The sequence below is a fragment of the Paenibacillus alkalitolerans genome, assembly GCF_016482785.1.
Taxonomy (GTDB): domain Bacteria; phylum Bacillota; class Bacilli; order Paenibacillales; family YIM-B00363; genus Paenibacillus_AE; species Paenibacillus_AE alkalitolerans.
This window is the reverse complement of the sequence record NZ_JAEMXM010000005.1, coordinates 1-24,477: the sequence shown is the minus strand read 5'-3', so window position 1 is coordinate 24,477 and position 24,477 is coordinate 1. Positions and strand designations below refer to the sequence as shown.

21 protein-coding genes, 4 tRNA genes, 4 pseudogenes and 1 riboswitch are annotated in these 24,477 nt (G+C 52.1%); of the genes and pseudogenes, 4 read left to right on the top strand and 25 right to left on the bottom strand.

The window, feature by feature from the left end:
• Positions 1-2: 2 nt before the first annotated feature.
• From cbiE to JET16_RS10330, 11 genes and pseudogenes are all read right to left on the bottom strand, one after another.
• Positions 3-1,241, bottom strand: a complete 1,239-nt coding sequence (gene cbiE, locus JET16_RS10380; RefSeq protein ID WP_199615782.1) for a precorrin-6y C5,15-methyltransferase (decarboxylating) subunit CbiE — start codon at positions 1,239-1,241, stop codon at positions 3-5.
• Positions 1,234-2,337 carry a cobalt-precorrin-5B (C(1))-methyltransferase gene (locus tag JET16_RS10375; RefSeq protein WP_199615781.1) on the bottom strand — a complete coding sequence of 368 codons (1,104 nt, stop codon included), beginning with the start codon at positions 2,335-2,337 and terminating at the stop codon, positions 1,234-1,236. The genes cbiE and JET16_RS10375 overlap by 8 nt, the downstream gene beginning before the upstream one ends.
• A gap of 20 nt (positions 2,338-2,357) precedes the next feature.
• Positions 2,358-3,008 (bottom strand): precorrin-8X methylmutase, encoded by a 651-nt coding sequence (locus tag JET16_RS10370; protein WP_199615780.1) that lies wholly within the window; start codon positions 3,006-3,008, stop codon positions 2,358-2,360.
• Positions 3,009-3,013: 5 nt separating this feature from the next.
• Positions 3,014-3,793, bottom strand: coding sequence for a precorrin-6A reductase (gene cobK / locus JET16_RS10365; protein WP_199615779.1), 780 nt, complete (start codon positions 3,791-3,793; stop codon positions 3,014-3,016).
• Complete coding sequence (locus JET16_RS10360; protein WP_199615778.1) at positions 3,790-4,740, bottom strand: sirohydrochlorin chelatase; 951 nt, start codon at positions 4,738-4,740, stop codon at positions 3,790-3,792. Before JET16_RS10360 ends, cobK begins: the two co-directional genes overlap by 4 nt.
• Positions 4,741-4,754: 14 nt before the next feature.
• The gene (gene cobJ, locus JET16_RS10355; RefSeq protein WP_199615777.1) at positions 4,755-6,359 is read right to left on the bottom strand and encodes a precorrin-3B C(17)-methyltransferase; all 1,605 of its coding nucleotides are present in this window, start codon (positions 6,357-6,359) and stop codon (positions 4,755-4,757) included.
• Positions 6,356-7,054 carry a 5,6-dimethylbenzimidazole synthase gene (gene bluB / locus JET16_RS10350; RefSeq protein ID WP_199616027.1) on the bottom strand — a complete coding sequence of 233 codons (699 nt, stop codon included), beginning with the start codon at positions 7,052-7,054 and terminating at the stop codon, positions 6,356-6,358. The genes cobJ and bluB overlap by 4 nt, the downstream gene beginning before the upstream one ends.
• A 105-nt stretch (positions 7,055-7,159) precedes the next feature.
• Positions 7,160-8,179: pseudogene (gene cobT, locus JET16_RS10345) on the bottom strand (nicotinate-nucleotide--dimethylbenzimidazole phosphoribosyltransferase); the annotation flags it as partial.
• A 29-nt stretch (positions 8,180-8,208) separates the two neighbouring features.
• The gene (locus JET16_RS10340) at positions 8,209-8,898 is read right to left on the bottom strand and encodes a HoxN/HupN/NixA family nickel/cobalt transporter (protein ID WP_199615776.1); all 690 of its coding nucleotides are present in this window, start codon (positions 8,896-8,898) and stop codon (positions 8,209-8,211) included.
• 157 nt (positions 8,899-9,055) lie between these two features.
• A riboswitch (cobalamin riboswitch) is annotated at positions 9,056-9,263 on the bottom strand.
• A gap of 54 nt (positions 9,264-9,317) precedes the next feature.
• Positions 9,318-10,871 carry a hypothetical protein gene (locus tag JET16_RS10335; protein WP_199615775.1) on the bottom strand — a complete coding sequence of 518 codons (1,554 nt, stop codon included), beginning with the start codon at positions 10,869-10,871 and terminating at the stop codon, positions 9,318-9,320.
• Positions 10,822-11,127 carry a hypothetical protein gene (locus JET16_RS10330; RefSeq protein ID WP_199615774.1) on the bottom strand — a complete coding sequence of 102 codons (306 nt, stop codon included), beginning with the start codon at positions 11,125-11,127 and terminating at the stop codon, positions 10,822-10,824. The genes JET16_RS10335 and JET16_RS10330 overlap by 50 nt, the downstream gene beginning before the upstream one ends.
• 224 nt (positions 11,128-11,351) lie before the next feature.
• Between JET16_RS10330 and JET16_RS10325 the strand changes: the two genes are divergently transcribed.
• Positions 11,352-13,967, top strand: a complete 2,616-nt coding sequence (locus JET16_RS10325; protein ID WP_199615773.1) for an efflux RND transporter permease subunit — start codon at positions 11,352-11,354, stop codon at positions 13,965-13,967.
• A 3-nt stretch (positions 13,968-13,970) separates the two neighbouring features.
• On the opposite strand, the gene JET16_RS30055 is transcribed toward JET16_RS10325, so the two are convergent.
• A complete protein-coding gene (locus tag JET16_RS30055) occupies positions 13,971-14,636 on the bottom strand; it encodes a sensor histidine kinase (RefSeq protein WP_233531411.1) in 666 nt (221 codons plus the stop codon).
• Positions 14,637-14,672: 36 nt separating this feature from the next.
• A pseudogene (locus JET16_RS10315) lies at positions 14,673-15,663 on the bottom strand (Gfo/Idh/MocA family protein); the annotation flags it as partial.
• Positions 15,664-15,814: 151 nt separating this feature from the next.
• Between JET16_RS10315 and JET16_RS10310 the strand changes: the two are divergent.
• Positions 15,815-16,681 (top strand): AraC family transcriptional regulator, encoded by an 867-nt coding sequence (locus JET16_RS10310; RefSeq protein WP_199615772.1) that lies wholly within the window; start codon positions 15,815-15,817, stop codon positions 16,679-16,681.
• A 48-nt stretch (positions 16,682-16,729) separates the two neighbouring features.
• Here the strand turns inward: JET16_RS10310 and JET16_RS10305 are convergent, their stop codons facing one another.
• The 9 genes and pseudogenes from JET16_RS10305 to JET16_RS30555 all read right to left on the bottom strand — a co-directional run bounded on the left by JET16_RS10305 (position 16,730) and on the right by JET16_RS30555 (position 20,889).
• Positions 16,730-17,317: a ribonuclease H-like YkuK family protein gene (locus tag JET16_RS10305; RefSeq protein WP_199615771.1), complete on the bottom strand. Its 588-nt coding sequence runs from the start codon at positions 17,315-17,317 to the stop codon at positions 16,730-16,732.
• 48 nt (positions 17,318-17,365) lie between these two features.
• A pseudogene (locus tag JET16_RS10300) lies at positions 17,366-18,199 on the bottom strand (RtcB family protein); the annotation flags it as partial.
• Between the two features lie 112 nt (positions 18,200-18,311).
• Complete coding sequence (locus JET16_RS10295; protein ID WP_199615769.1) at positions 18,312-18,515, bottom strand: LAGLIDADG family homing endonuclease; 204 nt, start codon at positions 18,513-18,515, stop codon at positions 18,312-18,314.
• Between the two features lie 259 nt (positions 18,516-18,774).
• Positions 18,775-19,416, bottom strand: a complete 642-nt coding sequence (locus JET16_RS10290) for an RtcB family protein (RefSeq protein WP_199615768.1) — start codon at positions 19,414-19,416, stop codon at positions 18,775-18,777.
• 46 nt (positions 19,417-19,462) lie between these two features.
• Positions 19,463-19,536 (bottom strand) — tRNA-Glu (locus JET16_RS10285).
• 3 nt (positions 19,537-19,539) lie between these two features.
• A tRNA-Pro gene (locus JET16_RS10280) sits at positions 19,540-19,616 on the bottom strand.
• A gap of 86 nt (positions 19,617-19,702) precedes the next feature.
• Positions 19,703-19,776 (bottom strand) — tRNA-Gln (locus JET16_RS10275).
• Between the two features lie 5 nt (positions 19,777-19,781).
• A tRNA-His gene (locus tag JET16_RS10270) sits at positions 19,782-19,856 on the bottom strand.
• A 904-nt stretch (positions 19,857-20,760) separates the two neighbouring features.
• Positions 20,761-20,889, bottom strand: a complete 129-nt coding sequence (locus JET16_RS30555) for a hypothetical protein (RefSeq protein WP_267908680.1) — start codon at positions 20,887-20,889, stop codon at positions 20,761-20,763.
• 458 nt (positions 20,890-21,347) lie between these two features.
• Between JET16_RS30555 and JET16_RS10265 the strand changes: the two genes are divergently transcribed.
• On the top strand, positions 21,348-21,776 hold the full coding sequence (locus JET16_RS10265) for a VOC family protein (protein ID WP_199615767.1): 429 nt from the start codon (positions 21,348-21,350) through the stop codon (positions 21,774-21,776).
• A gap of 129 nt (positions 21,777-21,905) precedes the next feature.
• Complete coding sequence (locus tag JET16_RS10260) at positions 21,906-22,502, top strand: TetR/AcrR family transcriptional regulator (protein ID WP_199615766.1); 597 nt, start codon at positions 21,906-21,908, stop codon at positions 22,500-22,502.
• Here the strand turns inward: JET16_RS10260 and JET16_RS10255 are convergent.
• The 3 genes and pseudogenes from JET16_RS10255 to JET16_RS10245 all read right to left on the bottom strand — a co-directional run.
• Complete coding sequence (locus JET16_RS10255) at positions 22,497-23,300, bottom strand: helicase-related protein (protein WP_199615765.1); 804 nt, start codon at positions 23,298-23,300, stop codon at positions 22,497-22,499. The two genes, JET16_RS10260 and JET16_RS10255, sit on opposite strands and share 6 nt — an antisense overlap.
• Positions 23,301-23,658: 358 nt before the next feature.
• On the bottom strand, positions 23,659-24,045 hold the full coding sequence (locus JET16_RS10250) for a hypothetical protein (protein ID WP_199615764.1): 387 nt from the start codon (positions 24,043-24,045) through the stop codon (positions 23,659-23,661).
• A 107-nt stretch (positions 24,046-24,152) separates the two neighbouring features.
• A pseudogene (locus JET16_RS10245) lies at positions 24,153-24,477 on the bottom strand (hypothetical protein); the annotation flags it as partial.

Sequence of the window (24,477 nt, the reverse complement as noted above, 5' to 3'; positions counted from 1 at the left end):
CGTTACTGCTCCTCTCTTCCTGCGCGAAAACCGGTAATGACGTAGACGGGATTCAGCCCTTCAAAGCGGGTCATGTCCAAAATAGGCTTGCTGCGCGCCGTCTGCACAAGGCTGATGCGCACGGAAAAGCCTTCTTCCGCCAGCGCCTGCCGGCTCTGGGCGAGCGTCTCTACCGTTGCCGCATTGATGACGAATCGGCCATTCTCCTTCAAACGCAGCGCGCAAATATGAATCAGCTCCCGCAGCTCCCCGCCGCTTCCGCCGATAAACACCGCGTCCGGATCCGGCAGCGATTCCAGCCCGTCCGGCGCTTTGGCGTGAATGACCGTTATATCGGCGCGAAATTTGACGCGGTTTTGTTCAATGTTTGCAATATCCCCTTCGTTCTTTTCAATGGCAATAACTTTTCCGTACGGGGACAGCCGCGCGCATTCGACCGCAACCGACCCGGATCCGGCGCCAATGTCCCAGACGACGCTATCCGGTCTAAGCTTCAGCTCCGAGATGCTCAATACGCGAACTTCCTTCTTTGTAATTAAACCCTTCTCCGGCTTTCGCTGATGAAACTCCTCATCGTCGAATCCGAAGCCGGCCAACGGCGAATATTCGGCATCGTTCCGGTACCGCAGCAGTACAACGTTTAAATCGGAAAAGGCCGCTCCAGACATGTGTTCCAACGAATAAAACCCGGTCCGCTCGTCCTCCGAGCCGAGATTTTCCGCCACGAAAGCCTCGTATTCCGTCATGCCGAACTCGAGCAAATACCGGGCGATGGAAGCGGGAGTGTTCTCATGATCCGTTAAAAGCGCCACCTTCCTCTTGCCGTCTATGCGCTGCGCCAAACCTTCTATTGAGCGGCCGTGCAAGCTTTCCAGAGCGGCATCTTGCCAGCTGTCGCCCATTCTCGCGAACGCGAGCTGCACCGAGCTTAAATGCGGATAAATATCGACCGCTCCCCTGCCCAGCTTCTTTACGAACAAAGATGCAATGCCGAAAAACAACGGATCTCCCGACGCAAGCACAACGACTCTGTTGTTTTGCCGCAAATCTCCCAATCGCGCCACGGTGTCGGACAGCCCGCTTTGCAGCACGATTCGCCCTCCTCCAAACTCCGGAAAAAACCGAAGATGGCGTTCTCCCCCGGCCATCACATCCGCTTTCCGCACAAGCTGCAAACACGCGCCGGACAACCCGCTCGCCCCGTCGTCTCCGATCCCGATAATTGCAATCCGGTTAACCAACCGCTTCCGCCCTCCCCAATACATCGCCTTTCATGGTAACCAATATCGTTTCCACCGTCATTCCGCCGCCGATATGTCTGACGGCATGCATGGAGGCGTATCGGCACAATAATTCAAAAAATGCGTTCACGCCCGCCTCAAGAGCAAGATCGCCCGCTTGCGACGCCGTGTTGGCATCGGCAATCGCCGCACGCAGCGATTCATCGCCGCCGGCCTCCACGGCAACGTCGGCGAGAAAGTTCAAATCTACCGGCGCGCTCTTGGAATGAACCATCATCACGCCTTGAGCGACTTTCGAAAATTTTCCCATCATTCCGATCAAGCTGACCTTCTCCGCCCCCAATCTCTTGGCGTGCTGGAGCGAAAAACCGACAAAATCCCCCATCTGGACGAAAGCTTCTTCCGGGAGATCGGAGTATATTTGCATGGCGTATTTCTCGCTGCTGCCCCCCGTGGTAAGCGCTACGTGCTTGCATCCGGACGCCTTTGCTACCTGAAGAGCCTGAATGACGCTTGCCTTGTAGGCGGAAGTGGAGAACGGAACGACAGTTCCGCGAGTGCCAAGGATGGAAATGCCTCCGACGATTCCGAGTCTGGCGTTCAACGTTTTCTTCGCCATCTCTTCGCCGTCGGGAACGGATATGACGACCCGAACGCCTTTATGTACGTCATGTTCGTCCAACACTTCCTGCACAGTCTTCGCGATCATGCGCCGGGGGACGGGATTGATCGCAGCCTCTCCTACATGGACCGGCAATCCCGGTTTTGTCACCCTGCCGACTCCGGCGCCGCCGTCCAGCTCGATTCCGGGACCATCCTTCCATGTGACCGTTGCCACGATTTTCGCTTTGTCGGTCGCGTCGGGGTCGTCGCCCGCGTCCTTGATCGTTGCGCATTGCGCCATATCCCGGGTGTATTCGCACTCAATGACGTCGAACGTATGATAAAACCCGGCGGGCAGCCATATTTCCGAACGGTGCTGCGGCTGCTGCGTGATGAGCATGACAGCCGCGGCCTTCGCAACCGCCGTCGCGCACGCGCCGGTCGTAAATCCGTGACGCATCGGTTTGGATTCCTTGTCGACACCTTCATTCATGCGCCGTCAACTCCCGTTCATCATCCCTGATTCGCCGCCATAATCGATATCGCGTTCAGCGCCGCGACAACGATGGTGCTGCCGCCTTTGCGCCCGATGTTTGTAATGAAAGGTATATCCAGCTTGCGCAGCTCGTCTTTGGATTCCGCCGCCGAAACGAATCCTACGGGCATCCCGATCACGAGGCCCGGCTTCGCTTCGCCTACCTTAATGAGTCTGATTAACTCCAGAAGAGCCGTCGGCGCGTTGCCGATCGCGTAGATTCCGCCGTCCGCTTCGCGGATCGCCTTACGCATCGAGATGATCGCCCGAGTCGTATTCAGCCGCTTCGCTTCCTCAATGACGTCGGGGTCGGATATGTACACTTTCACTTCGCCGCCGAATTTCGCGATCCGGTCTTTGCTTACCCCGGCTTGGATCATCTGCACGTCGGCTACCACCGTTTTTCCCGCACGAATGGCGCGAATACCGGCTTGAATCGCGTCCGGGTGGAACACTATGCTGCGTCCGAGCTCGAAATCGGCGGAAGCGTGAATGACCCGCTGCACGACCGGATATTGCTCAGCCGTGAACGGATGCTCCCCCAACTCCTCGGTAATTATTTCAAAGCTCTTTCCTTCGATCTCTTGCGGCTGTACCGTCAACGGTTTAAACTCCGTTTTGAAATCCATTGCATTCACCTCTCATTTACCCGAAGCCGTTCCCGCAATGTTGTCAGAACGCCTTCGTAATCGGAATACACGTCTCCGAATTCCAACTCGGGACGGGAAATCAATATAACGTCAATGCCCAGCTTCAGCGCCGATTCGATCTTCTCGTCCACCGCTCCCGCTTTGCCGCTTTCTTTGGTCACCATGACCGTCGTGCCGAATTGAGCGTACAACGCCTCGTTCAACTCGCGGGTGAACGGGCCCTGCATGGCGATAATATTTTTCTGCTCGATACCGAGCTGCTCGCACAGCTCCATATTGTCTTTCCGGGGGAGCATTCGGGCAACGAGCCGGATATCCGGGTCCCCTGCAAGATGTTTCGCAAAAGTAGCGAGCGTCTTGCTCCCTGTCGTCAGCATAACGGAGCCTTTGCGCTTCTTCGCTTCCAGCGCCGCTTCTTCATATGTGCCGACCACGGTAAGCTGCGGATGATCGTCGTACGCGAGCGATGCGCGCTCGAATCGGATATATGGCAGTTCGGCCTCTTGGGCGGCTTTCATGGCGTTGCGGTGCGCTTCCTCCGCGAACGGATGGCTCGCGTCGACAATCGCATCGCAGTTCAGCTCTTGAACGAGCCCCGCCATCTCGCTTGCGGTCAATCGTCCGGTTCGCACCGGAACGCCGGCTTCCGTCAAACTGTGCGCCGCGCTTTCCGTAACGACGGAAGCAAGCAGCTCGTGTCCCTCATTCCGGATCCTTACGGCTAATTCCCGGGCATCGCTTGTGCCGCATAAGACGAATATCACGTGACCGCCTCCCGCTCTTTCGCAGGATGAGGATGATCATGGCCATGGTCATGATCGTGGTCGTGATGATCATGGTCGTGGTGGTCATGATCGTGATGATGGTGATCGTGGTCGTGATGGTGGTGGTGATCATGGCCGTGAGACGCTTCCTTCCGGTATTTGCACATATCGCAATTCATCGCCGCCCGGCCTTCGACCGCTTCCGTTACGCGATCGAGCAGCAGCTCCACAAGCTGCGGATGAAAGCCGAAATAACGGGCAAGCTCGACCCGCAGCTCCGGGTGCATGCGGGAGAACTCGGCGGTCATTTGCTCTATGCGCTTGATCAAGATGCCCGTGAAGAGAAAATAAGGAAGCACATATATGTTCTTGGCGCCAAGCTGACGGCACCGTTCCAGCCCTTCCGGGAACGACGGCTCGGTCACCCCGATAAAACTGCTCTCCACCCATTTCACAGGAAGCCTCTCCCACAATAGCCGGGTCATTTTGAAAAAATCGCCGTTCGCATCCCCGTCGCTGCTCCCCCTGCCAAGCAGCAGTACGGCCGTGTCCCGATCCCTTTCGGACGGTTCGCCGGAATTACTGTATCCGGCTTCCTCCAAGCGGGCTTGCAATATTTCCAGCACCTTCTCGTGAATGCCGATGGACCGTCCGTAAGCGAAAGCGATATCGGGATGTTTTTGTTTTGCCCGATCGATCTCCATCGGGATATGAATCTTTGCATGGCCCGCCGCAAACAAAATAATGGGGACCAGTACAATCCGTGCCGCCCCCGCTTCCACGCAGCGATCGATCCCTTGTTGAACGGTCGGTTTGGCAAACTCCAGAAAGCAAGTTTCAACATGAACATCCGGAACCCGCCTGCTTACGTTTCGCGCGAACTGCAGCAGTTCCTCGTTTCCTTCCGCGTCCCGGCTCCCGTGGCCTACCAACAAAATCGCTTCCATCGACAACCCCTCCTTTAGTCTCCGCACACCGCATTCACTTCTACCGGCGCCGCGTTATCTTCATGGACAAATCCGGCCACCGTGCCGACGCGCTTGAAAAATTTATGAAACCGTTCGCCGGGGTGCGCCTTTTCCTTAAACTCCTTATAAATTTGCTCCACCTTCTCCACAATTTGATCGGCCGGTATGCCTTCCGCAACGTTTTGCCCCGCGTGCGCGTTTCGTCCGATTTGTTTGCCGCCCAAAAACAGATCATAACCGCCCTTGCGAAACACAAGGCCTATATCCTCCATCACCGCACCGTAACATGCCATGCCGCATCCGTTGACGCCGATCTTCAACTCCTTGGGGGTTGTCAAGCCGCCAAGTTTGCCGGCAAGCCGTTCAGCCACGGGAATCGCATCGTCTTTCTCCAAGTTGCAAAAGTCGCAAGCTTTCACTTGCACCACATCGCCAATGGGGAAGACGAGCAAGCCTTCATCCCTGAGACGCGCCGCGACCGCTCCAGCATCGTCGGTTCTCATGCGCAGAATCACTTGATGATGCGGCGTATATTCCAGCTCGCCTTCGTCTCCCGCCAGCTCGGCAATAAGAGACATTTGTTTTGCCGTCATCTTTTTGTTGGCGATGCCGGGAGATACTCCTATTTCAAGAATGGATACACGGTTTTGAGCAGCCGGGGGGACGGCAGCCGGCACTGCTCCTGCTTTCCTTTGAACCAACTGCAGCGCCTCCGCCGCAAGCGCCAAAGGTTTTGCGCGGGAATCTTCCCTGGTTTCTTCTTTGGCGTTTAACGACCACGGCTCCGCCTCCGTGCGCAGCCGCTCGTGGGGCTTCAACGGCTGATCCAGCGAGTTTAACGTGTATTTTCGCCGGTATCCGCGCGGCGTGATCATCAATCCGTCGTACATAAAGGTGGTCGAGTTGCCGATGATGACCGTCGTCAGCATGCCGATGTCATGCTCCAACATGCCGCCCAACGTCGTTATAACGATTTGTTCGCGGTCGCGATAAGCGCTCTTTACCAGGCCTACCGGTGTATCGGCGGAGCGGTGCTTCAACACAATGCGTTGGGTTTCCACGATTTGCCGCGTACGCCGGCCGCTTCTCGGGTTGTACAAAGCAATGACAAAATCGGCCGAAGCGGCCGCTTCCACCCGTTTCGCAATGACGTCCCAAGGAGTCAGATGATCGCTTAGCGAAATGGTGCATGCGTCATGCATAACGGGCGCTCCCAGCAGCGAAGCGCAGGAGTTGATCGCGGAAATGCCTGGGATCACTTCAACCTCGATGCCGGATTGCTGCGCCCACCCTTTCTCAATCAGCACTTCGTAAACAAGACCGGCCATACCGTACACCCCGGCGTCGCCGCTCGAGATGACCGCCACTTTCTTTCCAAGCTCCGCTTGGCGGACGGCCTCTTGGGCCCGGCTTACCTCCTCGGTCATCCCGGTGCGGATAATTTCCTGATCCGTAAGCAACCCTCTGATTAAATCAACGTACGTGTTGTAGCCGATAATAACGTCGCTTTCGTCAATCGCCTCCCGGGCCCGTTCGGTGATATGCTCGAAAGCCCCCGGACCAAAGCCGATCACCAATAACTTTCCGTTACTGCTCAACCGTCAGCACCTCCATCCAGCCGCTCATCCGGCAATGTTCCCCATACTTCTTTGAAAATCAATTCATCCAGCGAAATCCGTTTGCGCCAACCGGCCTGCTCCAAAATTGGCGCATCCGGAAACTCATCCGTATATCCAAGCGACAGTAAAGCTACAGGATCGATATGCGGGGGGATGTTGAGAATTTGCCGGACATCTTGTTTTTTGTAAAAGCTGACCCAACCGACGGCGACTCCTTCCGCTCTTGCGGCAAGCCACAAGTTTTGAATGGCGCAGGAGACCGAAGCCAAATCCGTTTCGGGTATGGAATTGCGGCCGAGCACATGCGGTCCGCCTCTGGTCGGGTCCAGCGTCACGCAAACGGTAATCGGCGCTTCTTCCAGCCCTTCAATCTTGAGCTTGGAAAACCGCTCCGCCTTCTCGTCCTCGTAATGGATCATTAAGGCGCGCCGTTCTTTATCCGCCGCTTGCTTAAGCTTCCGCTTCGTTTCTTCCGATGTTATGACGATGAAATTCCACGGCTGCATAAACCCGACGGAGGGCGCGCTGTGCGCAGCCCGGAGCAGGCGGTATAATACTTCGTCCGGGACCGGATCTTGACGAAACCGCCGAATATCCCGCCGGGTCTCGATCGCTTTGTAAACCGCCGCTCTTTCGCTCTCCGTAAATCCATGTTTTTGCTCTGTACCTGTCATCATTTTTGGAGCTGTATCCGCAGAGCGGCCGCCGCTCCTCTTGACGGGAGCCAAACTGATTGCTTCTTCCGCCGGCGCGGGGCTGGGCAGCCCCAAATCGCCAAACGTACCCATCTGTTCCGCTAGGCGAATTGCCGACTGCAACAGCGGGAAGACGAGAGCGGCGCCCGTCCCTTCGCCAAGCCGCATCTCCGCATGAAGAAACGGCTGCAAACCGAGCGTATGTAAAATCACTTTATGAGCGGGTTCGGCGGATAAATGGGAAGCAATCATAAAATCGGTGCATCTCGGTTCGATCCGGGCTGCCAGCAGCGCCGCCGCTCCTGTGATGACGCCATCCAACACAACCGGAATACGATGGGATGCCGCGCCGATGATCAAGCCTGTCAATCCCGCGATTTCCAGTCCTCCGATTTTGGCCAGCACGTCGATCGGATCGAGCGGATTCGGGCGGTTGATTTGAATTGCCCGCGAAATGATGTCGGCTTTTGCTGCGAGCGCTTTGTCGTCTATCCCTGTGCCTGCACCTGTCAATTCCTTGGGGGCCTGCCCGGTTAATACTGAAGTTATGGCGACACTCGGCGTTGTATTACCGATTCCCATTTCTCCCAATCCAATAAGCTGATATCCCTTGTTCGCCAACTCGTCGGCTGTCTCAATTCCTGCTTTTATGGCGCTTACCGCTTCTTCTGAGGTCATTGCGGGACCTTTGGCCATATTTGACGTTCCCGCCCTTACCTTCTTATCAACAATCCCTTCCGGAACATTCGGCAACACGCTCCCTGCATCCACTACCAAGACATCCGCTCCTGCTTGCCTTGCCAGCACATTTATAGCTGCCTTCCCGTTTGCAAACTGTTTCAACATAAGTCCCGTCACTTCTTGGGGATACGCGCTTACGCCTTCTTCTGCCACACCGTGATCGCCGCTCATGACAACAATCGCTTTTCGGTCGATCGCAGGCGAGACGCTCCCCGTAATACCTGCAATCCGGATTGCGGCGTCTTCCAACAGCCCCAAACTGCCAACAGGTTTTGTCAGATTATTTAGCCTTTCCCGCATGTTCCGCATGGAGTCGGGATCCGCCCGTTCAATTCGCTGCACCCTTTGATATAGTTCCTTCATCCAAGCCCCTCCGAAAAGTTGACTCACGGTCACGCTCCGCTTAACATCGTGCAGCCGAGTATTATGCTGTATAATCCCGTAGCGCTTCCAAGAAGTATGTAAAAGTTTCGATATGCTCTTGCTCTGGTGTACCCCCAAACGGCCAAAAAAGTAACAAGCAAAGTTGCCGCCAACGTTCCAAATGCGAACAACAGCAATTGGAGAAGGGCAAGCCACTCGCTTCTTAATTGCGCAGTGGAGGATAGGAGCATCACTTGCGTCGGCGTCTCGGCGCCAACTCCGTGGATCACGCCTATACCTAATGAACCGAGCACGCCAAGCTTCATTGCCGAGGATCGCTCGCGGGTTTTTCCGCGCAATTTTTCAAACAATTCGCCAATCAATTGAATCCTGCTTTTAAAACGGTACTCGCTTCTCTGTTTAATTAGCGAAAAAATAATGAACCCGCCCAGCAGCACCAACGTTAACCCGACCGCCATCTCCATCGCGTGCATCATTCCGTCCGACAGCCGTTTCCCTATGCTGATCGCCGCAAAACCGATAACGACAACAATCCCGCCATGGCCGGCCGCATACAACGCGCCGAACAGCAGCTGTTTTTTCCGTTCCGTTTCCGCGCCTACCATATCGGTAATCGCGGCAATGTGATCCATATCCATTCCGTGTCTGAACCCGAGCATCGAGACAATCAAAGTAAAAGAAATCATTTCAACAAACATCTTTCGCACCTCCAAAAAAATAAGCATTCCCAGCCAGAAGGGGCTGGAAATGCTTGTTTAACTTGGTGATAAGTACAGACACCCATACCGGATAAACAATTGGGGCTGTATCAACAGTTAAAAACATTCCGACACCTTCCTATTCCTCGTAGGACGCAGTGTTACTATGAAATAGGCAGGTCTCCTGACTTGAAGCCCCCGTTTTCCGTCTTCCCGGGCGTAACGCCCAGTGACGATTTGCTGTTGAAAACGGGGTTGAAATGCTTCTTACAGTGGCGGGACCGTGTCGGACTTTCACCGACTTCCCTATTAAGTCCGTTCGTTACGATTCGAACGAATCGGACACCTACTTCACTTTTACAATATTCAGTTTAAACATAGAAAAGAATAGCCTATCCTAATACATTTGTACAGACATTTTATGGGAGACCAACACCCGATGCCGTCTCTTTGCGAACGATGCATCCGTCACGGTATTCCGTCAATTGCACGGAAACGTCGCCGCTTTCGATATGACCGACGGTAATGATCTGCGTTCTGCCGTCCTTCAGCTTCACTTCCACCGTATTTTCATCGGCCGCTTTCACGGAATCGATCACGCTTTGAGCTTCGAACGGTTCAATGACCGTAATATATCTTGCGATTTTGCCGTATGTTCTCACCGCATACGTCATGCGCCGCTGCGCCTCTTCGCCAGGGAAAGCGTCCGCGCCGATCAAGCCGACGAAGCGCACGGCATTCAATCCTGCAAGACTAACCGTGATGACGCCTTCTCGATCATGGTCGACCGGGCTCGCCGGCAGGGCGTGCGGATATTCGTTCCCGATAATGGTGACGCGCCCGCCCTCGTAATCTTTGCCGATGCCGTGTCCCTGATCGACATTGTCGTACACCAGGGCAAGCTCGCTAAGATTGATTTTCGCCCCGTCGTCCGTTACGACACATGCCTCCCCCCAGAACAGTCCTTGCTTCGTTTTCCTCGGATATTTTTGTTCGGTATAGATCGGGCCGTTCCTCACCTTCAGCCGGAGCTGCCGGGCACCGCGAATATCGATGTCGCAAGTCCCTTCGGCAAGCAGCCATGAGCCGAACCCGCCGGAAGCCTTTACTTCGCCGTCGGCCTCAACCTTATACTCCAGCGGGATGTAATATCCGTGATCCTCCGCGGCTCTGCCGACGATTTGCACCGATTTCGGAGGCCATGCGGTGTGCACGTCCTTCTTCAACGATCCCGGTGTATTATGGAATGTACGCGTGCCGCGCAGGTCTTCTCCCTCGCCGAAAATTGTTTCGAAGCTTGCCGCACTCGTGCCTTGAACTTGGTACCAGCTGCAGTCCGGAATAAATTGGCCGTCGGAAAGCGGATCCTCGGTGAATTGGCTGGTGTGCCGCATGTACTCCAACTCATCCGCCCGTATGCCTTTAAAGCCTTTGATCTGGAACAAGCTGTCATACTGATGCTCCCGCTCACCCTTCAAATAATCGAACAACACGATATAGTCGTCGGTTACCCCCATGACGCGCTTTTGCACGATCGGCTCCGTGAACTCTGAAAGCTCATTTGTTTCGACCGCCGCCGCCTGCAGCGCCTTGCCGCTGTAGAACAACAATCTCTTCGAATTGCTCGGCACCTGCAGCTTCTCGTCGACGACGACCATGTTTTTCGTCATCGAATTTTGCACATAAAATTTATACATGAAATGCGGATAACCCCACCAAACATGCTCCGGATTATAGAAGCTTCGGCCGTAACGCATGACGGACAACAAATTCGTCCGGTCGAAATGACCGTGCGCGTACCCGTGCGACCCGTAACGGACGACCGCTTGGATTTGATCCTTCTGCTCCCTGTTTTCGGTTTGGCTTCTCAGCATCGCAATGCCGATGTTATCCGCATAAGCGTTCTTCTTCACATACTGGGACTCATATTCCGGCAATTCGCCGTGCCCGAAGATCGGGTCTCGCAGCAACACTTCTGTTGTCCGCAAAATTGGCTTTGACCGATATTTCGGTCTGCTCCGCCCGCGTCCGGATACGAAGCTTCAGTGCATGCCAGTCCATCGCCTCCAAAGCGGAATCGTTACCTCTTTCAAAGCCGATCGGGTACCAGCCGACCGCATTTGCCGGTGCGGGATATTCCAGTTTCACTGAATCTTGCAAGTCATAACCGCGCTCGCTGTGCCGACCCGTGACGTTCCAATCTTTCAAAAGATCAATTCTTGTTAACACTTCCTCACCCCGGGATATGAAAAATGTCAGCGCTGCGATAATGGTACTTTTTCCGGATATCACGGGTCTACATTAATATTTACTCATTACTTCGAATCGTAACTGCCTGCTCCCTAAATCAGCCGATGGAGACTTTGTTCAACATTACACGTTCATATTCTGTTCATATTTTCTTTCTATCCTTGCTACTGCGACCTTCAGTACAATACAAGGAGAGGAAGAATATGAATTTTCTGATGAAAGCAAGTCTGAGAAACGGTACTGCCATCGTCATTTTGTGCATGATGGTACTGGCGGGTGGGCTATGGTCATTTTCCAAACTGAAAGTGACCGAATTCCCGGATATTGAAGTACACGATGTCGTTGTCCATGTCTCCTATCCCGGGGCAAACGCGGATGACGTCATACAGGCTGTCACGGAACCGATCGAGCGCCAATTGCTTCGTTTGCAGGGATACGACAATGTGGAGAGCACGACAACCGATCAGGGAGCAGGATTTATAGTCAGTTATCCGTTTACGAAAGATATGAGGGAAGCCGTCCTGGAAGTCCAGGATGCAATCGACTCTGTTTCGATGCCGGACAAAGTATCGGTCCAGGTCAATCAAGCGTTCTTTGACATGGAGCCGGTTTATGCGGCTGCCGTAACAAGCGAGCGGATGGGGGACGAAATCCGAACCTTGTTCCTGAATGAAATCTTGCCCAGACTTGAAAAAATACCGGGTGCGGGTAAGATCAACGTGATCGGAATCGGGGCGGCACGAGATGAATCAGGCAATCCGGTCAAGCTGTCGGATGTCGCCCGATTCGAACAGGCAATCGTACTCGACGAAAGATCGCGATTCAATAACCGTGAAAGCTACACGCTTGAAATTTTTCAAGCACGGGGTGCCAACACCGTCGAGTTAACCCGGCAGGCTGCCAAAGTACTGCAAGAATATAAGGACGCGGGCGCATTTGACATTCAAGTCTTGTCGGACAAAGGCCAACAAGCCCGGCTTTCGGTCGATACCATGATGAGAGAAGGCGTATACGGAGCTCTATTTACCGTCCTAATCATCTTTTTATTTCTGCGGAACATTCGCGCAACCATCATCGCCATCCTCTCGTTGCCATTATCGCTTATGGCCACCATCATGCTTCTCGATTACACGAATTACACCCTTAATATTATGACTCTGGGGGCGTTAGCGGTTTCCGTCGGCAGGATCGTCGACGACAGCATCGTCGCCATTGAGAATATCTACCGATGGAGAGCCGTAAATGGAGACAGCATGTCTCGCAACGAAACATCGCTTAAAGCCATCCAGGAAGTCATCGGCGCGATCGCATCATCCACTTTTGTTGCCGTCGTCGTTTTCGTGCCGCTCGGGCTGGTTGGCGGCCTCGCCGGCGAGATGTTCCGTCCGTTCGCCGTTACGGCTGCCGCTGCCGTACTCAACTCGTTGCTCGTATCCGTCGCCGTTATTCCGTTATTCGGAAGCCGCTTGCTGAACAAAGTCAAATCCGAGAAACGCAAACAGAAGAGCAGTAACACTTATGAGAAATGGCTTCGCCATTGTTTGAAAAGAAAGGGAGTTGTTCTTAGCGCGGCAATCTTGTTGACGGCGGGAGGGTTCCTGTTCGTGCCGTTGATCGGCGTATCCTTCCTGCCTAATGCAGATACAACCGTGTTTAGAGCAACCGTTACTCTTCCAGCTCAGACCGAATTGGAGCAAACAGAAGAAGTCGCCGGTGAGATCGGCGATCATTTGACCCAATGGCCCGAGGTTGATTTCCATACGGCATATATCGGTTTGGCCACGGATCCCGAAGCGGCTGATTACGGGCTGCCGAAACCGGAAATCGCCCAGATATTGATTCACACGAAGCCTGGAACGGACCCGGAACAGTTTCTGGATCGTCTAGATGTACGATTGACGGCATTCGTGGAACGCTTATATCCGGGTGTACAAGTCGGCATCCGCGAAGACATCGAATTCGGACCGCCGACCGGAGAGAACATTACGGTCACGCTGTTCTCCGAGAATATGCGGGAACTGTCGGAAGCAGCCCGACAAGTCGAACATTACATGATGCAAAACGAATCCTTGAAGAATGTGAGAACATCAGTTGGAACAACCGGAATCGGAGACGTCGTTGAAGCCTCCGTATCGGAAGAACTCGCGACGGTTCACCGGTTGAATGGAAGGACATACGCGGTAGTTTCGGCAGATATGAGGGGAAACAAGGACATCACAGCTGAAGTGGAAGCCGATCTTAGTACGCTGCCTATGCCGAACAGCGTGGAAATCGCCGTCGGCGGAGGAGCCGAAGATGTACAGGACGGATTCACCGATCTGTTCGTGGCGATGGGGGCGTCTGTCGGATTGATCTTCATCATTTTAAGCGTAACGTTCGGGGGCGTACTGACGCCTGTAATCATCCTGAGCTCACTTGTATTCGTCCCGACTGGCGTTCTTGCCGGACTTTATCTGACTGGACAATCGCTGTCGATCAGTTCTCTCGTAGGAATGCTGATGCTGCTCGGTATCGTTGTGACGAATGCGATCGTATTGCTGGACCGTGTGGAGGCGAACCGGAAAGCGGGCGTCGACCTGGAAAACGCCATTATAGAAGGGGCCAAAATCCGGCTGCGTCCGATCCTTATGACCGCTTGCGCCACGATATGCGGGCTGCTTCCCCTCGCCATTTCAGAAACAGGCGGACTCATTTCGCGCGGACTTGCCGTAACGGTGATCGGAGGGATGACGACGTCTACGGTGCTCACACTGATCGTAGTCCCGGTTCTTTATTCGATGTTCGGAAAATATCGCAGATGGTCTGCAACCCTTCGATGATGTTCAGCAGGGCAGCGATACCGTCACCTCCGTACCTTTGCCAGGCTCGCTTCGAACCTGAATCCGTCCGCCGTGAAGCGTTACGATGCTCTGGACGATGGACAGACCGAGCCCGCTGCCCGGGGTATTGCGGTTTCGGGAGCGGTCCGCCTTGTAAAACCGTTCGAAGATACGATCAAGATGCTGTTCGGGGATGCCGATGCCTGTGTCGGTGATACAAACATTGGCATCTCCGCCTCTTCGAGTAAGCGAAATCCGAATCGTTCCTCCCGTAAGGGTGAACTTAATGCTGTTAGAGAGCAAATTCAACCATACCTGATATAACAGATCTGAATCCGCTGTAATCTGAACTTTATCCAACATCACTTCTACGTGCAGCAACTTATCGGACCAGATCGGTTCGACCGCGATTAACACCTGTCGCAGTTGTTCGTCCAGACGGAAAAGGTTCGGCCTGTGCGGGTATTGTTCGGCATCCAGCGACGCCAGTTTCAGCAAATCCTCGCTTAGACGGGATAACCGTTCGCATTCGAGCGTCACAATTTCCGCATAACGTTTGCGATTGTCCGGGGAGAGGCCATCATTGGCAAGTTCGGCGGAAAAACCTTTGATCGAAGTTAACGGCGACTGAAATTCATGCGACACATTGGAAACGAACTGTTGGCGCATGTTCTCGATTCGTTGGAGTTGTCCAGACATTGTCGCGATGCTTCGGGCCTTCTCGTAAAAACGAGTGACGTGCACCTGCATCCCCTCACGCGTATAGAACGGATCATCCGGACCGATCGGAAACTTTACGTTTTGGCCGAGGCTGGCTGATTTATAAATGGCTACAATCAACTCCAACGTACGGCGTCCGCTCTCTCCATCGATCAGAATGGGAGCGCCGGTTTCAATTGCGGTAAGTACGTTATCCACTTGTCCGTGCGCCAAGGAGCTGATACACGGGCGTTCGTCCCCTGAAAAATCAGCTGCTGCTCCTCTCCATGATGGACGACGGAGCTCGTAATTTGCGCCAGTGCCCCGCCCGGATAACGCAGGATCGCAACCGACAAATCCTCCACTTCCGCGTTATCGTGCGATACATTGCTCATTACCGCGAGCAGTTCACTCGGTTGGCCCATCATCCACAGCAAAGCGTCGATGTGATGAACCGCATGATTTAAGGTGCAGCCGCCGCCCTCCTTCTCCCACGTGCCGCGCCACCAGAGGTCGTAATAGGAGTGCCCCCTCCACCATAAGGAGTCTGCCTGTGCATGGACGATCGGACCGGTCAGACCGGTTCCAAAATCGATTTTAGATTCATGATCGGCGTTTTGAAGCGGTTTTGAGCCACGACAGACAGGATCTTCCCGCTCGTCCGCGCCGCTTCGTTCATCAAATCGCACTCTTGTAGCGATGACGCCATCGGCTTCTCGACGATGACATGTTTACCGGCACGGAGAAAATCAACCGTTATCGGCGCATGGGTATAAGGAGGCGTGCACACCGAAACCAAATCGATATCTTTGTCGAGCAGTTCCCTGTAATCCTTCACGGCTGCTGCCCGGAGGCCATACCGGTTGATCTTTTCTTGCGCCTTCTCGACGTATATATCCGAAACCGCAACAACTTCGCACCTCGAACCGAACCGCAAATACCCGTCTATATGTGCCCCTGAGATCGAACCCGCACCGATGACCGCAACTTTTAACATGAATTGAGTCCCCCCGTAATTGTCAGCGATTTCATTGCTATGTTGATATAACTAAACTTATAATGAAGAAACATTTGTTTTCACAGATTGCGATAAATATAACGCTGCGTTGCGGATATCATCCATCGGACGGGATAGGAGTACGGAACATATGGCGGCTAGCGGATACCACAATTTTACCGACGTTCCCCTTTATTTCGCATACAGACGTATCAATGTTGACAATGAGTTTAAGGAAACCTTTCATGCCCACCAAGGGATCGAAATATTGTACATACACGAAGGCAGAGGAACGATGGTAGTCAACAACACCAGATACGAGATCTCTTCCGGCATGCTATGCGTATTTCAGCCCTACCAGCTGCATCATCTTCAACTGGATTACTCGCATGGCCATTCGTTCGAACGCTCTCTCGCCACTTTCGAACCCGCGATGTTTGAAACCTTTTTCGAACAGTGGCCTGCCCTTTATGACTTCTATAAACATATTTATTTAGGTAAGCTTTCAACGCCGTGCATTTATGGGCTGGAAAACCACTCCGAACTGATAAACGTGTTTCAAAGCATGGATCAAAGATCCTCATCGCTATCCAAGAAAGACGAGCTCGAGGAAATTTCGCTTTTTATCGTTGCACTGTTTCGTTGTCTCAAGCGGATTTGGCATATGCAAAAGGATCATCATACCCCGGCCGGTACGCGTAAGACCCATCAAGCGGAACATGTATTGAGATGGATAGAAGCCCATTATGCCGAACCTTTCCGTTTGGAAACGATGGCCAAAGCGCTTCACTTGTCCCCTTATCATCTGTCGCACCTGTTCAAAGAAGCCATCGGCGTAAGCATCACGGAATACATCGCTGCACGAAGGCTTCATCAAGCCGTTATGCTGTTGACCACGACAAATAAGCCGATCTCCCTCATCGCTGAAGAAATCGGCATTACGAATTGCTCCTATTTTTGCAAGTTTTTCAAAGCCCGGATGGGCGTTACGCCGCACCAGTTTCGTAAGAGGCGGTGATCTAATCATAGGGGCGCCTTCCGGGCGCCATACAATTCCTCTTGACGTTTACGTAGCGGTTGCGGAAATTTTGAACCTGTACGGTTGTTTCGTCTTTCGATCCACCAACCCCACCATTGCAGCTTCAGGTTTCACCCGAGCCGTCAAACCCATCGATTCCACCCTTTCCACCATTTCGGATACATAAGCGGCCGTTTTGTTTTTGATCGTGTCCGTACCGGCATCAATATCGACAAAGTATTTGATGTCGGCACCTTGGTCTATATATGGGAGAATGATATCTTCCAACATGTTTCGTCTGCCGTTATCGAACAAAGCCGCAATCTCTTGGCTGAAGCTTGTTTCCAGTGACAGCTTCTCTTTAACGGAATTAATCTCTCTCGGGAGGATGACCCTCCGGTAACAGACCCATGCACACTTTCCGACTCGGTGCGAAACGATGCAGGTGTCAAAAACCGTGTGACCGGTATGACACTGCGCGTCGGTAGCGACTATGATGTTGTAAACCGCTCGCGGATCTTGAGCCATAAACCGGGCAATCCGTATGAATACATCCTCGATGCTGAGATTCCTTTCCGATAGGTTGTGGAACTCCATTTCATGAATCAATGGGAATTGTCGTCTTTGTCTCTTCATGGGATTCACCTGAAACGCAAGGTTGGCTTCTTCCTTTCATCTGTAAGGTTATACGCCTTTAACGGCGACCATCGGATGGCATTTGGCAACAATGGACGCGAGCTCAGCACCTGTGATGGAATCGATGATTTGGTCGATGTCCTTGTACGCTTGCGGGCATTCGTCCAGAATCGTTTGGAGCGAGCGATGGTTGACGAGAATTTCGTCGTCCTCCCCGACCCGCATGGAGCTTGCGAATTCATCGACGGTCACCAGCTGCTTGGTGGCGGAGCGCGATCGCACACGACCGGCGCCGTGACATACGGAGTAGAAGTTCTTCTCCCCTTCCGGACGACCGACCAGCAAGTAGCTTGCCGTACCCATCGACCCCGGTATGATAACCGGATGGCCGCTCTCTTTATAAGGAGCTGGATTCAAGAAGTGTCCCGGCGGCAGCGCTCTGGTCGCGCCTTTGCGGTGAACCATCATCGGGCGGTTCCGGTGAAATTCTTTCAAGGCGTAGTTATGCATCAAGTCATACAGCAGGGGCATCTGAAAATCGGACCCGAAGATGTCCCTGAACGCTTGCAGGACGCCATAAGCGATCATGTGCCGATTCACAACTGCGCAGTTGAGCGCCGAGTACATTTGGGTAATGTACTTCTCTCCGGCCGGTGTGTTGATCGGAGCGTACACCAAGTTCGGATCGGCGCCGCCCACACCCCAAGCTTGCATATAAGCCTTGAATTCCTTCGTATTCTCCTGACCGATCGTTCCTCCCCACGCGCGGGAGCCGGAATGAATCATGACTATAACCTGTCCGTCAAAAAGTCCCCACCGTTCGGCGGTTTTGCGCGATTCATCGGCGATCTCAAGATGTTGAAGCTCGATAAAATGGTTTCCCTTGTTGTTACTATTACGAAGTCTCCAACGTCTAAGAGTTATGCTTCGCTGAGTACGCTTTAAATGATCAGAAGCTTCTTTAATTGTATGAGACAAAATGTACTCATCCTCCTCAGGGGTCCATTTCTTTCGACCTTCGATCTTTTTCATTCAGCGTAGAACAAGCAATCAGTTGATTGAACTCCTGAAGAATCGAACGATCCTTTGAGTGCAACTCAATAGACAACCTGCCTCGATTCCTCGTTTCCTCGGACAGCGAACCATCTGCCTGAATAAAACCGAATAAGTAAGCCAGTGAAGGATTTCTCAAATCCATATTATTACATCTCCTTAACTCATTTCATGGAGATATTACAACCATTTCATTGAGATTATCAAGTACATTTTCGTAATGGGTTAGTCATTTCTGCTAACCTCTAACACTTCCGATTCGTGTTAGTTCGGAGCACACCTTCATCCCCAGCTTCACCTGGTAGGATGCTCAAGTCCCTCTGCTCTCTACGGGGCGTATTACCGCTTCCCACGGAATTAGCATCTCAGCTTTTCCCGTTTTGGACGAGTTTTTCGCTAGTAGATCACGCTACTAGGGTGGCGGAAAGTCTACCACCAAGCGTTCCGATTGTCTTCCAAGCCCGCGACCAGATCCCTTCTTTTAGATGTGGGTTTTCCGGGTGATCTTCGATGTACTCCGGTTTGTCGATCTTGAAACGGTCCGTCTCCAGATTGACCGTCCAGGTCCGTTGGGATGGCGTGTAGTGATCGGGAACGTACTTTGCCGGAAGACCGTGGACACCGTTCAACACGATATCGGACACTTTAATGTCCTTATAGTTCGACGCCGCCCGTTCTCCTACCGGCGAATGCTTTTCGATCGCTTTGATGATCGACCGCTTCAAAGCCTTGTCTGCGAAATCGTCCTTATGGAGCGAAGTCAGATGCACTCGCATTCCGCAGCCGATATCCGAACCCACCGTAGACGGCGAGACGAATCCGTCGGACATATTCCAAACGGCGGTAGTACCGATACATGTCCCTACCCCGACATGAGCATCGGGCGTGTAGCTCATATGTTGGATCCGCGGTACCGCGAGAATGTTGTCTGCCATTTCATAAACTTTGTTTTCGAACGAAGCGAATACTTCGTCATTGGCAAATACATGAAGACGTCCGTTGTTAAGCGCCACCTCTTTGTGGTTTTTACCGTGATCGGTAAACATTTTGTTGATCCTCCTAATCTTGGTGCAATAAATATGAACGTAAAAGCGACGCGGACGGGACTCGAACCCGTACATCCGGACTTGAAAGGCCCGTGTGTTCATCCTTTTCACCACCGCGTCATGTGGTCGGAACGGCAGGACTCGAACCTGCGGCATCTTGCTCCCAAGGCAAGCGCTCTGCCAAACTGAGCTGCGTCCCGTTGGCGGATAGGAGCGGGGGTGACCCGCACATCTTTCGGTCGACGATATACATACAGCAACCTATCTGATCTTTCCCATCCATAATTGGCTGCCCGAGCAGGGATCGAACCTGCGATCGATGAGTCAAAGTCATCTGCCTTACCGCTTGGCTATCGGGCATTGATTGGGGAGATCAGCCGGAATTGAACCGGCGATAACGGGGCCACAACCCGTCGCGTTAACCATTTCGCCATGACCTCCATCTTGCAAAGAACCAGGGTATAAAAAAAGCTGCCTGTCATGCCGAAGCCATTCCCGCTCCTGATTGGAGAGAGAAAGACACCCGACATTCCGGCAGCTTAGATCAATTATGAGTACGCAACAGATCTAATCAGGAGGATCTGTTAACGCCTCCGCATCTAACCTACCGATAGGGAATAGAGAAATTGGCAATAAGAAACCAAAGAGATCATTCGTTGTCTCTCGATGAAAACCCGTCCATTCCTGTTGTTCATATTTCGGATTTATCAACTTTCTCATTTGATTTCACCTTCCCTACGATCTAATCGGATGAGAAAAAAAGACTACTCTCTCCCGATCCCTTTCCATTCCCAATAACAGGCATGAAAAAAGACCGCTGGAGATCAGCAGTCTTTGCAATAACACTTATATATCGATCTGCTAGGACGGATGCTTGCACCTATCCCCCGCTTCGCTCTAAGCGTTGATTGAAAAGACTACATGTATGAGGTTGGCCGGCGAACGGATGATGCTGATTCCAGAGTTGTTCGAAAGAGTAATTCCTTTCATCGATTATGAATAACATTTGCTCTGCGAACTTTTTCATTTTCGTCACCGTCCTCTCGCTTTTGTTTTACTGTTTCATGGATCACATCATAGCATCGTGCATCCGACACTGTCAACCATTAATTTTCATTTTTTCAAATCATTAACTCTTACTACTTATAATAAGAAAAACTTCTATCGAAGTACATTCAGAAAAGCGGGTAGTCTCAATTTCAATGTTATAAATTCTATGGTTATCAAAAAGGGGCCGCTTGCGATCAACTCCTCTCGTCCCGTTCCTGAAAAGGAACGAAACAAAAAGAGCCGCCGTCAGCAGCCCCTTGAACTCTCCGTTACATAACCTCGAGATCGTCGCGGTTAATCATGCGTCGAGAAAGGATGCAGCTGACGTTTCGAATTTTGTTCATAGGAAATCAAGCGGAAGCCATTATCGTGGCTCCACTGTGGTTCAAGTCTCTTATCGAGGCAGAATTGGCCTTTGAACATTCAAACCGTCTCCTTTCCCAAAATTACTGAGCATTGTTCTAAAGCATATAAGGGAATTTGGATCATGTCAACAAAAAAGTTGTAGTCGGAAAGTCCGCTCCCCTCTATATCACCGCAAAAACCGATCACCTTAACTCAGGAGACATGTTCTAGGCCGTCGAAACTTTAATATCCTGAGTTAGGTACATTGTGCTCTCACGTAATGCCACCGCCGCATGGGCGTACACTATTACGGAGCATCGTGCATGAAAAAGCTCCAGATCCTTCTTCGTCTAAACTGCATAAAGGAAAGACCCTCGGGCACTAAGTGGCCGAGGGACTCTCGAATAATAGATCAGAAGTCTTTTTATGACAGGACGTTCCTTTGTACATCGTAACCTGCTCCTGCGAATACACTTTACATACATACTGATTGTATGTTAATATCCGATTATAAACATGAAGAGGAGAATGTGAAAATGAAAGTTTCCAGTTTTTATCCGGTCATTTTAACCGGGCAGGTAGCGGAAAGCGCAGCATTTTATCAAAAATACTTCGGATTTGAGGCGGTATTCGAATCCGACTGGTACGTAAGCCTTCGACTTCTTCGCGGGAACCAACAGGCGTTTGAACTTGCCATTCTGGGATCCGGACACTCTACTATCCCTTCAGCCTACAGGCATTCCGTAGCCGGACTCATTCTCAACTTTGAAACGGATGACGTAGACGCGGAATACGAAAGGCTGATTAATCGGGAGAAGCTTCCCTTGCAGATGGATATCCGGGATGAGGAGTTCGGGCAGCGGCATTTCATAACGAGTGATCCCAACGGCGTATTGATCGATGTGATCAAAATTATTCCTCCTTCCGACACATATAGCGAACAGTACCACGAGAAGCTATGGTAAGGAGGCAGTGTGGGAGCGGCATGAGCACGATCGCTTTAAAAGATTATTTCGGAGTGGAGTTGGCCGAGTGTCTTGCCGGCTTAATAACGCCGCACTTATGCGAGAGATAACGGAAAACGGGAGAACGGTATGAAGAGAAGCAAAGAAGAAGCGTTTGAAACAATTATAAAGCTGACGGAAGTGGCCAGAAACCATTTTACGGAGTATGGCTATGAGAGAACGTCGCTGGAACTGATTTCGGCTGAAGCACAGTTGACTCGGGGCGCGCTCTACCATCATTTTCGCAGCAAAAGAGGTTTGTTCCAAGCGGTACTGGAATCGGTACAGAAGGAAATCGGGGAGCGGGTGGAAGCTGCCGCCGCCCGAACGGGGGATCCGTGGGAGCAGCTGATTTTGGGCTGCCGCGCATTTGTCGCGGCAGCCGTAGAACCGCGGAACAGACGAATTTTGCTCATAGACGGACCTGCTGTGTTGGGTTGGGATGCTTGGCGCAAGATGGATGAGGAAAACTCGATGTGGCATTTGCGCGAGCAGCTGCATCTCATGCAGCGCGAAGGATACCTCAAACCGGCCCCTTTAGAAGCAATGACTCATTTTCTATCAGGCGCCCTTAACGAATCCGTGTTGTGGATCGCGGAAAGCCCTGATGACCGTCAGGCGTTGGAGGAGACGATGACCGTCATTTCAGAATTTCTGAAGGCTTGGCAATTTGAACGCAGGTCATAGGAGTCGGCCGACAAGCGCCTGGACTCTGCTTTTCTTCACATCGCGATTCGTCTTTAGTTGATGATCGGGGTCGATAATATTCTCCGACTGAGAAGACTTAATGCCCAACACGTTGAGCATGACCGGATCCGACCCTTCCTCTGCGTTCAGGTAAACGACTGTGATTCGGTCAAGCTGCCCTTCCCGGTTCAGCCGTCCGACGATCTGCTCGTGTACCTTGGGCGACCAATCCAACTCCCCGAACATTATGGTCGAGCACCGATACTGCAGCCCGTCTAGCCCGGCTCCGCTGCGCAGGGATAAAATGAACACATCCGTATCGCCCCGGACGAAACGCTGCACCGCCTCCGCCTTCTGCTTATCGGATTCGCTCCCTGTATACATGGCCGGCTTATACATATCCAATTCCTTGAGCCATATCTCATACACTTCGCGATGCCAGCCTACCAGCAGTATCGGGACATTCGCATCGAGCAGCTGTTTGGCATATTTGGCCGCGCCGGCGGCTTTGGCGATGCCGGTCGCCTGCCTCATCAGAAGATCAAGCTCGCGGGCGGCGCGCCCGCGTTCCATAAAGCTTCCCCCGGATGTCTGTAACGCCAGCTTTTTCGCCTGCTCTTGTACGGATCTTAGCTTGGAAACATCCGGTTCCACATACTCCACGATCGTGTTGACAGGGGGCAACTGGCTGCCAACCTCGCGCTTCGTGCGGCGAAGCATGACGTTCTGCTCGCGCAGAAAGCTCCCCAATACGGCCGGATCGCGCACCTCCCGCTCGTTCACGCACCATTCGCGCACAAATTCCTCATACGTTCCGAGTATGCCGGGTGTTAGGTGATAAAAATGTTGGAACTATCTTTATTGATTTTATTGAGTTTGCCACAGCACGTGTTAACCATGAAAAAAAGAAAGTGTGGAACCACTAGAAAATACCATGAAAAGAAAGTTGGAAACCTTTATACAAGCCAATTGCGATAAAAAAAAAGAAGAAGAGGCCACCTAATTGGGTAACCTCTAAGTTATGCTTCATAAAAAATGAATCCAGTCTATCTTGGTGGTTTGGCTTGTTATCAGAAAGTTTGAAGGCTGGATAGTGGTGATTTCTGCAGAAGATTTTTAATGGACATCGGATCCATGCCATACTCACGATAAGCGATTACTGAGCCCAGTTTACAAATTGCTCTTGGTTCCAATAGGTTACATCCCTAGATATTGCCACCGCTACTCTCTCAACAGATGTTGATGGCGAGATAATGACCCGAACAAAATCAATGTTTTTCGATAATTGCGGAACCATCCGCGTAATCCACGTCGGATGATCGTTGACTTGCCTCTCCTTATGCAAAGATATTGGATTTTTACCGTCGGTTTTGTAATCTTCAGCTGCTAAGCAAAAATCACCAACAATCCACCATGGATCGGGTCCCCCATCATTCTCTGAGTTATCTGCTGTATAACCGAGAAGTCTACTTAGATCCACATGAGCTCTTTCAAAACGTTTACTATCCGTCTTTCTAATTTCTCGAATTCGCTCCCCTAACACTGGCTACAGTCCCTTCTTAATAAAAAAGTCCCGATGACCTAACAAAGGCATCATCGGGACTGTTCTAGGAGTTCCACAGTTTTTTTACTGGTTCCACAGTTTTTTTATCACCAGACACCGGGATCGATAAACTGTAGGACATTCCAATTCTCAGTGCCGTAGTTGTAGATCGGAGTGGCGGACAAGCCGATACGATATTCAGCCGATTCGGACAAAACCTTGACCGCCTCGCCCTTGCCGCTCGTCATTCCGGTCCGCAGCTCCTGAATTTCATCATAGACCGCACTGTGGAAGAAACCGCCGGCAAACGTGCGGCTCCAACCCGCAAGCTGGGTATATGTGAACCTCCCCCACTTAATTGCTATCGCAAGTTGAAGTCGGGGCTTCTTATCATCAACATCTTCCATGCACCAACGTAGATGCGGGTTTGCC

Bases quoted from the DNA above. Each gene is read 5' to 3' on its own strand.
- JET16_RS10375 (WP_199615781.1), bottom strand. From the start codon at position 2,337: ATGAATGAAGGTGTCGACAAGGAATCCAAACCGATGCGTCACGGATTT.
- JET16_RS10370 (WP_199615780.1), bottom strand. From the start codon at position 3,008: ATGGATTTCAAAACGGAGTTTAAACCGTTGACGGTACAGCCGCAAGAG.
- JET16_RS10360 (WP_199615778.1), bottom strand. From the start codon at position 4,740: ATGGAAGCGATTTTGTTGGTAGGCCACGGGAGCCGGGACGCGGAAGGA.
- bluB (WP_199616027.1), bottom strand. From the start codon at position 7,054: ATGACAGGTACAGAGCAAAAACATGGATTTACGGAGAGCGAAAGAGCG.
- JET16_RS10340 (WP_199615776.1), bottom strand. From the start codon at position 8,898: ATGTTTGTTGAAATGATTTCTTTTACTTTGATTGTCTCGATGCTCGGG.
- JET16_RS10325 (WP_199615773.1), top strand. From the start codon at position 11,352: ATGAATTTTCTGATGAAAGCAAGTCTGAGAAACGGTACTGCCATCGTC.
- JET16_RS30055 (WP_233531411.1), bottom strand. From the start codon at position 14,636: ATGCGCCAACAGTTCGTTTCCAATGTGTCGCATGAATTTCAGTCGCCG.
- JET16_RS10310 (WP_199615772.1), top strand. From the start codon at position 15,815: ATGGCGGCTAGCGGATACCACAATTTTACCGACGTTCCCCTTTATTTC.
- JET16_RS10305 (WP_199615771.1), bottom strand. From the start codon at position 17,317: ATGAAGAGACAAAGACGACAATTCCCATTGATTCATGAAATGGAGTTC.
- JET16_RS10295 (WP_199615769.1), bottom strand. From the start codon at position 18,515: ATGGATTTGAGAAATCCTTCACTGGCTTACTTATTCGGTTTTATTCAG.
- JET16_RS10290 (WP_199615768.1), bottom strand. From the start codon at position 19,416: ATGTTTACCGATCACGGTAAAAACCACAAAGAGGTGGCGCTTAACAAC.
- JET16_RS30555 (WP_267908680.1), bottom strand. From the start codon at position 20,889: ATGTTCAAAGGCCAATTCTGCCTCGATAAGAGACTTGAACCACAGTGG.
- JET16_RS10265 (WP_199615767.1), top strand. From the start codon at position 21,348: ATGAAAGTTTCCAGTTTTTATCCGGTCATTTTAACCGGGCAGGTAGCG.
- JET16_RS10260 (WP_199615766.1), top strand. From the start codon at position 21,906: ATGAAGAGAAGCAAAGAAGAAGCGTTTGAAACAATTATAAAGCTGACG.